This is a genomic window from Tritonibacter horizontis, assembly GCF_001518015.1.
Classification (GTDB): domain Bacteria; phylum Pseudomonadota; class Alphaproteobacteria; order Rhodobacterales; family Rhodobacteraceae; genus Epibacterium; species Epibacterium horizontis.
This window is the reverse complement of sequence record NZ_LPUY01000049.1, coordinates 31554-44366: the sequence shown is the minus strand read 5'-3', so window position 1 is coordinate 44366 and position 12813 is coordinate 31554. Positions and strand designations below refer to the sequence as shown.

The window sequence follows — 12813 nt, the reverse complement described above, 5'->3', positions numbered from 1 at the left end:
TTCGGGAAACTTTGCCATCAGCCACGGACCCCTTGCACCAGACTGGCCATTTCCCATACATCAGGTGCGAATTGACATAAGACATGGGATCGTCGCGACGATGTTCACCTCCTCCGGCAAGAAGCGCGGCGCTGCCTCCCAGCGTAAGACGCTGATTTTTCACATCGGTGATCACAAGACCGGCAGCACCTCGATCCAGAACGCCCTGTCCAACGGGCTGATTACTTTGGCCGGACAAAAGATCCTCTATCCGGGGCGGCTTAATCACAACTACCTGAGCAAACACCTGATCCATTTTTCCAAACATGGAAAAGATCAGCGCGGGCGCCCCGGGATGCCGTCCCTGACAGAAATCGCAGAGCAGATCGAAGCCTCGGATGCGCGCTATATCGTTCTGTCCGGCGAATCCTTCGAAGGGTGCAATCAGAACGCTTTCCACAAGATGGTCATGACCCGCTTTGCACCGCTGGTCGACGATCTGCGCATCATTGCCTATGTGCGCCCGCACCCGAGCCGGATCCTCTCCACCTTTGCCGAGCAGGTCAAAATCGGCTGGTTTCAGGGCAACCTGCAAGGCTATTACAAAAAGACACTCGACACGAACCGGTTTCACTACGCGCCTCGACTGCAAAAGTGGCGGCACTTGTTCGGCGACAGCTTCATCGTCCGGCCAATGGTGCGCGATCTGCTGGTCAACCGATCGGTGATTGATGACTTTGCCGCCACCGCCTTTGCCGGCGAGGACTGGAGCACCCAGCCTGTCTCGGCAAACAATACCTCTCTCGATCTGCATGACCTGATGATGGTCAAATATATGCAATCGCATTTTCAATCCCTTGAGAAGGGCGCCCGCCTCGGCATCGGCTGGGAACTGGCGGCCAATGTCGCACAGGTCGATCCCCGCCCCACCTCCGAAAAGCTGCAGCTTCACAAATCCTTGGCCACAGACATCCGGACCTCTTATCTGGACGATGCCCGCCTGATCGACGCTGAATTCTTTGGCGCAGAGGGCCGCTTTGAACAGGCGCTGGATCAGGCCGTGGAGCAGGCCCTGCCCAAGGCGCAATCCTGCAACCCCGCGCAGCATTTTTCGAACCAGGAACTGCGGGCGCTCTCGATACAGGCCAAGAGCATCTGTGCCCTGTTGGGAAACAAGGAGGCCCAATGGGGCGCCTTTTTCCGAGACCGCCGCGCTCAGGTTGTCGAAGGCGTGAGCGAAAAGCCCCGGAAGACCGCCAAAAAAGGGAAGGTCAAACGGGCAATCACAAAGGTCGGAAAATCCCTCCGCAAGAAGGCCTCACAGACTTCCCCGTCATGAAGATCCTCCTCTATATTGGCCACCACAAGGTCGGCTCCACCTCCCTGCAGGCGTTTTTCTCTCAGAACTGGCTGGCGCTGGCGCAAGCCGGTATTCTCTATCCTTGTGTCGACGCCGAAGGCTTTTCCGATCATCTGCAGCGGGGTCTGGCCGGGCAGGACAGCACCGGGCTGCCGCCGGTCAATGTGCGCGAACCGCATAATGCGCTGGCCTTCCGAATGCTGACATCGACCAACAAGAAATCGATGCCGCCCTATCACCGCAACCTGCCGTCCCTGCCCCAGATGCTGAAAACCCTGCGCCAGCAGGTCAGCAGGATGGCGCCGCAGACGGTGGTGATCTGCTCGGAGGTGATGGCGAACTTCGGCCTCCAGGAGCCAAAGCTGATCGACCGCCTCAAGGGGCTGTTCCCAAAGGCGGAGTTCGAGATCTACTGCGCCCTGCGCCGCCCCGATCAATACCTCGCCTCCTGGCACGGGCAGCGGCTGAAATTCGGCCACAAGGTCAAGGCGCTGAACGACGGCGGCGCGCTGGCCTATCGCAATGGCATCCACTTCGATTACGCGGCAATGCTGGCCCCCTGGATCGCCCGGTTTCCCGAGGCCCGTATCCATGTGCGCAATTATGCCGATGTGCTGACGAGCGGCGGCTCGGTCGAGGATTTCACCCAGTGCGTCGGTCTTGCCCTGCCGTCGGGGCTGCAACAGCCCGACCGCACCAATCCCAGCCTGCCCTATGCCGCCTATGAGATCATGCGCCGCGGCAATCAGGAGCTGGCCCGGCCCGATCAGCTGGAGCTGCGCAAGTATCTCCTGGCGGCGGCCCAGACGCTGCGGCCCAATCAAGAGGTCGAACTGTTTGGCACAGAGCTGCGCCAGGAGCTGACAGAGGCCTTTGCACCGGTTCACCAATACCTGTCACAATTCACCAAAGACGACGCATTCTTCCCTGATCTGGACACAATGCGACAGCCCCACCCCCTGCCGGAGGCCGAGGCGCTGCAACAGAGCCTGACCACGCTGCACGCCACCCCGCCCCAATCAGCGGCCTTGCGGGCGTTTCTGCGCAGTTTTGGCCCCGCTCCTGCCCCCCAGCCGCTCTGGCGCCGCGCCTTGTCATGGAGATGATCTCCGCCTATCAGCCTCTCGCCCGCTCTTTTTGTCGCCACCAGGACATCCCATGAAAGTCATACTCTATATCGGCCACCATAAGGTCGGCTCCACGGCCCTGCAGGCCTATCTGGCGCAGAACTGGTTGCCCCTGGCGAAAGCGGGCATTCTTTACCCGGCGGTCGAGGGGCAGGGCTTTGCCGCCAATCTGGCCGAGACCCTGGGCCACGGCAATGACGCCTCCAAACATGTGGTCGTGCGTGAGCCTCATTCGGCGCTGGCCTACCGGATGATCGCCGATGCCGCCAAGCGCAAGATGCCGAAACAGTTCTCCGGCCTGCCCGGCACGCCGCAGATGCTGCGCAGCCTGCGCCAACAGGTGGACACGCTTGCGCCCCATACGGTGATCCTGTGTTCCGAGGCTTTTTCCAACTTTGGTCAGGTGGCGGCCGAGCAGATCGACCGGCTGTGCGCAACCTTCAAGGACGCGGAGTTTCAGGTCTACTGCGCCCTGCGCCGTCCGGATGATTACCTCACCTCCTGGCATGGGCAACGCCTGAAGGTGGGCGAGCTGGCCCGGTCTCTCGATGGCGATGGCGCCCAGCAATATTACGACACGATCCATTTCAACTACCGCATGGTGGTCGAAGAGTGGGTCAAACGGGTGCCCAAGGCCCGCCTGTCGATCCGCAACTATGCCGATATTCTGACGGTCGGCGGCTCGGCCGAGGATTTCGTGGCCGAAACCGGTCTCACCCTGCCCGACGGCATGACCGCACCGGGGCGGGCCAATGCCAGCCTGCCGCTTGCGGCCTTTGCCCTGATGGAACGCGCCATCACCGACCTGCCCGGCCCCGCCCGGCATCAGCTGTCGCGGTTTCTGCAGGCCAGGGGCAAGGCCCTGTCGCCGGTGGCCAATGGCGAGGTCGAACTGTTCGGGGCGCCACAGCGCGCCCAGATGCGTCAGGATTTCCAGCCCAGCGAGGACTACCTGCGCAAACTGACCAAACGGGCGGCCTTTTTCCCGGATCTCGATCAGATGACCGAAGCCAGACCGGTCCCGGCCCAGGAGGCGTCACGCCAACTTCTGGATGCGCTGGACCCGGACAGCCTGCCCCGGGACGGGATGAAAGCCGCCCTGCGCGACGAGCTGACAACCTATATCCGCGGCCTGAAGAAGAGCTTCTGAACCGGCCTGCCCCCCACCCGAATTCGAGGATCCACCGTCCATGATCACCCTTCAGTCCTTCCTCACCCCGGATCCCGAGATCTGCACCGAACAGGCGCTTTATGGCCGCCTGTTTGGTCCTGCCGCCTACGATCAGACCAGCCAGAGCTATCATCTGGCCCGCGGCGGCGAGCTGAACTTCGACACGTATTTCAACCTCTTCGATCTGGGCACCTGGGGGCGGCAATGTCAGCTCGACGGGCTGTTTGCAGAAATCTCGGGCCAGGGGAAACTGGGGTTGCGTGTCTTTCACGCCCAGGAGGGACGGTCCTGGAACGTGATCCACAGCGATGTGATCACCCTGTCGGCGGGCACCCCGTTTGTGATCGACCTCAGCCACCTGCCAGAGGCGAATGCCGATGGCACCCTGCATCTGACCCTGCTGGCGCTGGATGACGCGGTCGAAATCACCGGCGGGCGTTTCGCCACCCGCAGCCTGCCCGAGGCGCTGCCGGAGCTGACAATCTCCATCACCACCTTCAAACGCGAAGAAGAAGTGCGCCGCACCATCGAGCGGCTGCAGGCCTTCCTGACCACATTTGCCTATGGCAACAAGATCCGGGTGCAGGTGGTCGACAACGGTCAGAGCGCCGAGATCGAGACCAAAGGCCATGTCACCGCCTTTGACAACCCCAACCTCGGGGGCGCGGGCGGCTTTGCCCGCGGTCTGCTGGAGGCCGAGGAGGCCGGGTCGAGCCATTGCCTGTTCATGGATGACGATGCCTCTTTCCACATGGAAAATATCGCCCGCGCCTATATGTTCCTGGCCCTGGCCCGCGACCCCAAGACGGCGCTGTCGGGGGCAATGATCACCAATACCCATAAATGGCGGATGTGGGAAAACGGCGCCTGGTTCGATGGCTCCTGTCACCCGCTGTTCAACGGGGTCGACCTGCGCGACCCCGGCGCGGTGATCTGGATGACCCATGAGGGCGCGCGCAGCCGCAAATCAACCCTATATGGCGGCTGGTGGTTCTTTGCCTTCCCGATCGAACAGGTCCGCCGCCATCCGTTTCCCTTCTTTGTGCGCGGCGATGACATCAACTTCTCGCTGGCCAATGATTTTCACATCCACACGCTGAATGGGGTGGTCTCCTTCCAGGATGACTTCACCGAAAAAGAAAGCGCCCAGACGCTCTATCTCGACCTGCGCAACCATCTGGTGCAGCATCTGACCGTGCCCGAGATCGAGCGCAGCGCCCTTGGCACCGCCCGTGTGGCGATCTATTTCACCCTGCGCTCGCTGCTGCGGCTGCATTACTCCACCGCCGCAGTGCAGCTGATGGCCTGGGAAGACGTGATGCAGGGGCCGCAGTTCTTTGAAGACAACATCGACATGAGCGCCCGACGCGCCAGGATCAAAGAGATGTCAGCGGATGAAGCCTGGTATCCGGTCGAGGAGTCCGAGCTGTCTGAAACCCGGCGCGGCGTGGCCACCTGGCCGCATCACAAACGCCATCGCTGGGGCATGCTCACCCTCAATGGCCACCTGCTGCCCTATGGCGGCGAGTCCGAGCTGGTGGTGGACATCAACACCCGTGCCCTGGTGATCCAGGCCTTTGGCGCGGCCAAGGTGACCTATCTCAGCACCAGCCGCGACAAGGCCTATACGGTCACCCGCTCGCGCCGCCGCTTCTTTGCCCTGATCTGGCAGATGGCCAAGCTGACCTGGGCCTTCCGCCGCGATTTTAACGCCATCAAGGGCAAATATCGCGACGGGTACAAGACCCGCACCTCCAAAGGCTTCTGGCAGAAAACCCTGGGCAAGGCCTGACCCCCTGCCCGCCTGAGACCGATGCTGAGCGGCCGGCCTGTGGTCAGCTCAGCATCGTCTGGTGCAGGGTGATCGCCGCTTCGAGATCGTCGAAATACTGCGCGCGGCCTTTTTCCAGCACCACGCCGGCATCGCAGAACTCCCGGATCTGGTTCATGTTGTGATTGACCATGATCGCGCTGGAGGTCTTCATCCGGTCGGCAAACAGCGCGCGGCTTTTGTCCTTGAAGGATTTATCCCCCACCGCCGTCACCTCATCCACGAGATAGGTGTCGAACTTGATCCCCATCGAGGCGCCAAAGGTCAGCCGCGATCTCATGCCGCTGGAATAGGTGCGCATGGGCATGTAGAACGACGGCCCCAGTTCGGCAAAATCCTGCACGAAGGCCACCAGGTCATCGGTATCGACGCCATAGACCCGGGCGATGAAGCGGACGTTTTCCACCCCCGACAGATCCCGGTGGAACGAAGACCCCAGCCCCACCGGCCAGGACATCGTGCCATCGGTGACCACCCGCCCGTGGTCGGGCCGCTGGATCCCGGCGACGATCTCCAGCAGGGTGGATTTGCCCGCCCCGTTGCGCCCCAGAAGCGCCAGCGACCGCCCGGTGGGCAGGGTCAGATTGAGGTTGTCGATGACAATCTTGCGCTTGCCATTGACCCAAAAGCTTTTGGTCAGATTCTCAAACCGGATCATCGCCGTCTCTTTGCGTTCTCAACTGCGGTCCCGGATCGAATAATAGATCAGGACGATGATCGACCAGACCATCAGCAGCAGCAGCCCTGCCAGCCCCGCAATGATCAATCGGTTGGGATACTTTGAACTCTCTGCCAGGGTCGGCTTGATATAGGTGGCAAGATAGCGGCTCTGCCGTGTGGCCTCGTCCCGGGCCACTTCCAGCGCCCCGAGCGCCGCACGATAGCTTTCTTCCGCATAGTTCTGATCCACCGTCAGACGTTCGAACTCGGCAATCAGCGAGGGGTAATCCTCGCCGATGGCGCCGGTTTCGGTATTGTCGGCGGAGGCAAAGGTCTGGCGTTCGATGTCGATCCGCTCGCGGATCACCTTGATGGTCCGTTCCGCGGTTTTCAGCCGCGGGTCATCCGGGCTCAATGCGCCGCGCAGCAGGTCGAAATCGATCAGCGCGGTCGCCAGCTGCTGCTGCAGGTTGTTCATCACCCCCATGCGGCCCTGGATATCGGCGGCCGGGTCGACAATGCGGGTGCGGGTGCGGAACTGGGTCATCGCCTCCCGCGCCGCCTTCAGCTGCTCCAGCGCCTCGTCCAGATCGGCGCGGGCATAGCGCATGGCATCCTCACGCGCCTGTTCGTTGAGCGCGTTGATCCGGTCCTGGCTGGTCGCCACGACGGCGGTGGTGATCGCCTGGGCCGTCTGCGGATCATAGGCCGAGGCCTTGACCTCGATCAGGCCGGAATCGCTTTCATAGGCGATCCCCAGGATGCGCTGCCAATAGCCGGTCAGCTCCTCCAGGGTTGCCTCTGGCCAGAGCGCAAAGGCCCAGTCCTGCGGCCAATGAGCTGAAAAATGCTGGCGCAGGCCGACCCGGTTTTCCACCGCCTCGACCATTTCCTGGCTCTGGATGAAGGCATAGAGCACATCGCTGTCCGACGCGGTCGATCCCCCCGCCAGCAGCCCCCCGAGGCCGCTCAGCGCATCGGCGCTGGCCGAGGTTTCCTGGCTGCGCACGATAAAGCCGGCGGTGGAGACATATTGATCCTCGGCAATGGTCCACAGGTAGAAGACCACCGCCAGCAGCGGCGCCAGCACCAGCAGGAAGAAGCTGGCCACGATCCCCCAATGGCGGCGTTGCATGCTGGCTGGGCGCGCCACCGGAAAATTGGGCTGATCCTCCAGCTGCTGCTGCAACTGGCGGGCCATGACCTCGGCCGCCTTCTTTTTGCGACGCAGCCTGCCGAGTTTCTTGCTGCTTTTGCTCGTCTTGGCGCCACTGCCCCCCTTGGGGCCACCCTTGCCTCGGCCTTTGCCGATGCCCGGGGCGCCACTGGAGTCGACGGGGGTGCCAACAGAGGACTCAGCCTGCGCTGCGGACGTTTCCAGGTCACCGCCCCTGCTCCGAGAGGCCCTGTTCGAAGGGGTTCCTGTAGAACGACGCTTGAGGCCACGGTCCTGTTTCATATTCGCCTGCCCGGCCCTTGGCCGTTTTCTTTGTCAATATAGTCGTCGATAGTGTATCAGCGCCTTCGCGTCCATTCACAACCCAAAAGCAGCCGGACAATAGATGGCATCCTCTTCAGAACAGCCCCCCATTCGCCCCGCTCTCGCCCCCGCCGCCGGGCGCACCACCAACCGCAGTTTTGCCAGCCTGCGCACCATCGCCGCGCTGATCCTGCGCGAGATGTCGGCGCGATACGGGCGCACCCCCGGCGGCTATATCTGGGCCATCCTGGAGCCCATGGCCGCGATCCTGTTCTTGTCGCTCGGGTTTTCCCTCGTCATGCGCAGCCCTTCGCTCGGCACCAGCTTTCTGCTGTTCTACGCCAGCGGCTACCTGCCCTTTGGACTGTACAACATCCTTTCCAACACAACGGCGCACGCGATCCGCTATTCTTCCGGGCTGCTGAAATATCCCGCTGTTACCTGGGTCGATGCGGTGGCGGCCCGTTTCATCCTGAACAGTATCACCCAGATCCTGATCGGCGCCCTGCTGATCGGGGGCATCATGAGCCTGGTGGATGCCCATGCCGTATTTTCCGCCGGACCGGTTCTGGAGGCGACCGCCCTGACTATGCTGCTGGGGCTGGGTGTTGGGACCCTGAACTGCGTCCTGATGGGGTTGTTTCCGATCTGGGATATGGCATGGAGCATCCTGACCCGGCCCCTGTTTCTGGCCTCCGGGGTCCTCTTTATCTATGATGACCTGCCGAGGTTGGCCCAGGACATCCTGTGGTACAATCCGCTGATCCATATCACCGGCTTGTTCCGCACCGGTATCTACCCCACCTATGCGGCAGCCTATGTCAGCCCGCTTTACGTGATCATGGTCTCCCTGATCTTGCTGACCTTGGGGCTGATCCTGATGGGGCGCTATCACCGGGATGTGCTGAACAAGCGCTGAACCGGGCTCAGCCCTTCCCGGACCAGTGTTTGACCTGGTCAAAGCCGACCTGGGTGCGCCCCCGCAGCCCATCGACCACCGCATGCCAGAGCAGACGGAGAAAGGCGCGCCGGTCCTGACCGTAGTGGCGGGCCTTCATCAGCCATCGCGGCAGGATCACCAACAGCACCGGCCAGAACCACAGGCCCGCAGCCAGGCGATAGAGGATCAGCAGATTGCGGTGGTAGTAATAGACCTTCCACAGCGGATCGAGACGGCCGCGCTGCACCTCGCCCGCGCCGCTGAACGAGGTCAGGTCATGCTCAAACCGCACCCCCGGCTCAAAGCCGATGCGCCCGCCGGCCGCCGTCAGCTGCAATGTATAAATACCGTCATCGCCATAGATGAACAGGCTGGGGTCCGGATAGCCAATGCGCTGGATCGCGCGGGCCGAGATGAAGAACCCCACGAAAGAGGTCACATCAATCGCCGTACCGGCGCCCCGATACTCGGCCGGATCAAGGTGAAACCCGCCGCGCCCGCCCCCCAGCAAGGTGCGACAGAACTCCGGCAGGCGCCAGAACGGGTTGCGCGAGGGGCGGTTCATCTCGCAGATCTCGCCCGAGGGGAAATAGACCGCCGCGGCGATCGCGTCCCATTTGTCATCTGCCAGGGCATGGAAGGCCGCCAGCGCGCCGGGCTCCGGGCGGCCATCGTCATCCATCACCACCAGCCAATCGGGGGCAAACCGCTCCATCGCGTGGCGCATGCCCCAGGCGAACCCACCGGCGCCGCCGGAGTTCACCTTGCTGGACAGCACCGTCATCCGCGGATCCTGCTGCGTCGCCAGCCAATCGCCGGTGCCATCGGTGGAGGCATTGTCGACCACAACCACCTGCGCCAGTTCCGTGGCAGAGCTGGCCAGCAGCCGGGCCAGGGTGACCTGCAGCTTGTCGAGGCGGTTATAGGTCACCACCACGGCAACGAGTTTACGAGAGGTCATGAGAAGGGCTGCTCCGGGGTCATCAGTGGGGGGCGATCAATCGGGGGATCGCGGGGCAGGAGAAGCCTTAAAACACCCGTCCTGTCAAACATCTTTCCCGGATTGGGCAGGCCAGGGGATGGGGGAATAGGATGGGTGGAAAATAGGTCAGCCTTTCTTACGCATTGTTTCGCGCGCGAAACAATAGGTCAGCACTCCTTACCCAATGTTTCGCGCGCGAAACAATAGGTCAATATTACTGACCTATATTGAGGAGCGCCAAAACCGGCTCTCATTATGGGGCAAACGCAAAAGCGCGCCCGGGAGGAACGCGCTTTGTGTCGCAGAGCGGATCATGCGCAAGGACAGAGCCAGGCGCCTCAGCGGGTGGCCAGCCAGGCCTTCAGCTCGGCCATCAGATCCGCCGTCACACCATCGCCACTCAGTTCGATCTTATGCTGATCGGCGGTAAAGGCCAGCCGTACGCCGGGGGCCGCCTGCAGGCTGATCCGCTCGCCCGGTGCGGCAACCGGGTCGAGGCTGCGCAGACGGGGCTTGGCTGGGGACAGCGGCGCAGCCGGCAGCGGGGCAGGGGCGGGCAGATCAGGCTCTGACCCCGGCAACAGAGTCTTATTCTGGGCCAAAAGCGCGCCCTGCAAAAGCGTCAGCTCCTCGGCCACGCTCTCCACCCGCGCCGCGCGCAACCGGTCGGCCAGAGCCGGGCCGGCGCTGGGGTCGTCTTCGAACAGGCGCGCCAGGGACAGGCCCAGCTTTTCCGGGATCGCGGTTGGATAGCGCAGCACCGCATCCAGCGCCTGCACCACGGTGACGAAACTGGCGATCTTGGACCGTTTGGCGCGGGGGACGTTCAGAAACAGCCCCAACAAGGCCTTGCGCTGATCCGGATAGACCCCCTCGGCCAGCGCCCGCATCGCGATACGCGCCCGTTCATAATGGCTGAGATTGACCCGGATCTCGTTCTCTTCGACCATCGCCAGATAGGCATCCGCCGCGCTGTCGGGCCGCACGATCAGAGCCTTGACGGTGGCGAAGCGAGACTCTGAAGTCTCGGCGTAGAGCCTGCGCAGCGCCGTCAGGCGCCGCCAGCCAGAAATCAGCCCATGGGTCAGCACACCGGGGGCACCGTCGCGTCTGACCACCTCGATCGGGGTTTGCTGGCCGCGCGCCCGGATCGAGTCCATCAGCGACTGCATGTCCTCTTCGTCCTGCACGATGCGGTCGCGCACCAGATAGGTCTCGTCAATCGCATCCAGCGACAGCTCTTCGATCATCAGCCCCCGGGCGCGAGCGTTTTCCAGAACCCCGGACAGCTCCTGCAGGGCGGCAGCGGCAGAGGTGTCAGAGGCCACCTGCGCAATCGGGGCGGCCCCGACCGAGACGCCCTTGGCCAGGCCTGCGCCCGCGGCTGCCGGCCCGGAGGCGGTCTGCTCGGCGGCGCTCAGATAGGTCTGCTGGGCCGGGGTCAACCGTTTGCGTTTTGCCATTCTCGTCGTCCTTCTCGTCAGCCCCGAGACCAGAGCACCCCCAGTCTCGCAGCAAAATCCTGACATCCCCTCAGGAAGCCGCGCGCTCTTGTTGCAACGCCAGTTCTTCGCGCCGCCAGACGCCGGTGAGGAGCCGCTTGAAGGCGGCATAGGTTTCGTCAAAAGTCTCCCGGCCCCGGGCGTAGGTCTCGCGGTTGAAATCGCGATAATCCGCCTCGTAGATGCCATTCACCTGCTCGCCGGCCTGGCCGATGAGGGCGGTGAAATCCTGCCGGTGCGGCGACAGGGTGGGGCCCATATAGGCCTGCACCAGCCCCGCCAGCTCGCCCTGCTGGGCGCTGTCATAGCGGGTGATCACCGCGCGCACCGCATCCCATTCAAAACCGATCTCGGGCCGGCCCAGGGCACGGGCGGCGAGGTTTTCGCCCTCCTCGATGGAGGCAAAGGTGGAATGCAGCATATCAAAGAACCGCCCCGTGGAATCAAACTCCAGAAAGGATGCCCCCATCGGCACCAGGAGGATGTCCGCCGCCGACAGCCCGTTGATGGTCAGATAGCCAAGGGCGGGCGGCGTGTCGATGAAGACCACGTCGTATTGGTCCAGCACCCCGTCCGCCTCCAGCCGGTCGGTGAGCGCGTCCCACAGTTTCCAGCTGCGCGCCGCCATCCGCCAGACCGGGATCTGGAACTCCGCCCAGTACAAATTCAACTGCGCCCCGATCAGGTCGATGTTGGGCCAATGGGTCGGCTGGATCACGTCGCCGGCGGTCATCTCCATCGCCGCGGTCAGGCTTTCGTCCAGCGGCTGGGGAGCGTCGCCGCGATCCAGCCGCCGCTGATTTTCCAGTCGCAGATGCTCGCCGTAGTGGCGGGCCAGCAGCGGAAAGGCGGTCTGCCACTCATCCTCCACCTTGCCGCCAAAGATCGAGGTCATCGAGCCTTGGGAATCCAGATCGATCACCAGCACCTTGTAGCCATCCAGCGCGGCGGACATCGCCAGATGCGCCGCGGTCGAGGTCTTGCCAACGCCGCCCTTGAAATTGGCCACGGCGACGAGTTTTGCCGGCAGGCCCTCGGGGCGGTAGGGCAGGTAGTTCTTGGCCTTGGAGCCCTGCGCGGCAAAGAAGGCCCGCAGCCGCAGCACCTCGTCGAGGGTGAACCACTTGGCGCCGCCCTCGGTCTCGTTGCGGCCCTGGGGCAGATCGGGGTTGGCCTTCAGCACCCGGCGGAAATGGGCCTGGGCGACGGGGATCAGATAGCGGGTGATTTCCCAGGTGGAAAACAGGCGCAGCGATTTTGACCCGGCCTCATTGAGGCCCCGGCTGGCCAGATCCGCGCGGCCCCGGGCGCAGCCTTCGGCAATCTCGGCAAAGCGCGCGGTATCGGTGGGCTGGTCCAGATCGGCTGCCGCCGCATCGGGATCAATGTTGAAATAGGGGGGCAGGGCGGGACCTGCCTTGCTGTGGATATCTTTGGCCATCCTGCGTCTGCCTCATGCTGGAAAAACGAAAGGCGTCCGGGCCTTGCCTCTTGATGCGCCTCGATCATGTATCGTCTTTTTTCCAAGATAGCACAAAAGGCAGCAGGTGGAAGTATTATGATGATGTCGATTGAATTTTCTATGCAAATCCGATGCTTGCCGCATTTAAATCCGCTGCGGTCCCTGGGCAATCATGGGGGGCACCGGTCTGTGCAAAATTTTCTGCATCGTTATATTTGTGTTATTTAGTGTTAAGGCAGAACCTGCCTGCGCGCAAAGGCCTTTTTTTATTGGCTCCCTGGCGCTTTCGTCCGGCCTGTGCGACTCTGAAACCCCGATG

The 12813-nt window shown here is 62.7% G+C and carries 10 protein-coding genes; 5 read left to right on the top strand and 5 right to left on the bottom strand.

What is annotated here, in order from left to right; genetic code table 11:
• Nucleotides 1-100 precede the first annotated feature (100 nt).
• Genes TRIHO_RS07940 through TRIHO_RS07925 form a run of 4 tightly spaced genes read left to right on the top strand, consistent with a single transcriptional unit; the run spans nucleotide 101 to nucleotide 5429 of the window.
• The gene (locus tag TRIHO_RS07940; RefSeq protein WP_068241818.1) at nucleotides 101-1318 is read left to right on the top strand and encodes a hypothetical protein; all 1218 of its coding nucleotides are present in this window, start codon (nucleotides 101-103) and stop codon (nucleotides 1316-1318) included.
• Nucleotides 1315-2445, top strand: a complete 1131-nt coding sequence (locus tag TRIHO_RS07935; RefSeq protein ID WP_068241816.1) for a hypothetical protein — start codon at nucleotides 1315-1317, stop codon at nucleotides 2443-2445. The genes TRIHO_RS07940 and TRIHO_RS07935 overlap by 4 nt, the downstream gene beginning before the upstream one ends.
• Before the next feature lie 52 nt (nucleotides 2446-2497).
• On the top strand, nucleotides 2498-3616 hold the full coding sequence (locus tag TRIHO_RS07930) for a hypothetical protein (RefSeq protein ID WP_068241814.1): 1119 nt from the start codon (nucleotides 2498-2500) through the stop codon (nucleotides 3614-3616).
• Nucleotides 3617-3656: 40 nt separating this feature from the next.
• Entirely contained in the window at nucleotides 3657-5429 is a 1773-nt protein-coding gene (locus TRIHO_RS07925) for a glycosyltransferase family 2 protein (protein ID WP_068241813.1), read from the top strand.
• A 43-nt stretch (nucleotides 5430-5472) separates the two neighbouring features.
• Here the strand turns inward: TRIHO_RS07925 and TRIHO_RS07920 are convergent, their stop codons facing one another.
• The gene (locus TRIHO_RS07920; RefSeq protein WP_068241811.1) at nucleotides 5473-6126 is read right to left on the bottom strand and encodes an ABC transporter ATP-binding protein; all 654 of its coding nucleotides are present in this window, start codon (nucleotides 6124-6126) and stop codon (nucleotides 5473-5475) included.
• Nucleotides 6127-6144: 18 nt separating this feature from the next.
• The gene (locus tag TRIHO_RS07915; RefSeq protein ID WP_068241870.1) at nucleotides 6145-7329 is read right to left on the bottom strand and encodes a sugar transporter; all 1185 of its coding nucleotides are present in this window, start codon (nucleotides 7327-7329) and stop codon (nucleotides 6145-6147) included.
• A 361-nt stretch (nucleotides 7330-7690) separates the two neighbouring features.
• Here TRIHO_RS07915 and TRIHO_RS07910 point away from each other — a divergent pair, with 361 nt between their 5' ends.
• Nucleotides 7691-8527: an ABC transporter permease gene (locus tag TRIHO_RS07910; protein ID WP_068241809.1), complete on the top strand. Its 837-nt coding sequence runs from the start codon at nucleotides 7691-7693 to the stop codon at nucleotides 8525-8527.
• 7 nt (nucleotides 8528-8534) lie between these two features.
• On the opposite strand, the gene TRIHO_RS07905 is transcribed toward TRIHO_RS07910, so the two are convergent.
• The 3 genes from TRIHO_RS07905 to TRIHO_RS07895 all read right to left on the bottom strand — a co-directional run bounded on the left by TRIHO_RS07905 (nucleotide 8535) and on the right by TRIHO_RS07895 (nucleotide 12473).
• A complete protein-coding gene (locus tag TRIHO_RS07905) occupies nucleotides 8535-9509 on the bottom strand; it encodes a glycosyltransferase family 2 protein (protein ID WP_068241807.1) in 975 nt (324 codons plus the stop codon).
• A gap of 359 nt (nucleotides 9510-9868) precedes the next feature.
• Nucleotides 9869-10993 (bottom strand): ParB/RepB/Spo0J family partition protein, encoded by a 1125-nt coding sequence (locus TRIHO_RS07900; protein ID WP_068241805.1) that lies wholly within the window; start codon nucleotides 10991-10993, stop codon nucleotides 9869-9871.
• A 70-nt stretch (nucleotides 10994-11063) separates the two neighbouring features.
• A complete protein-coding gene (locus TRIHO_RS07895) occupies nucleotides 11064-12473 on the bottom strand; it encodes an AAA family ATPase (protein WP_068241802.1) in 1410 nt (469 codons plus the stop codon).
• Nucleotides 12474-12813 lie beyond the last annotated feature (340 nt).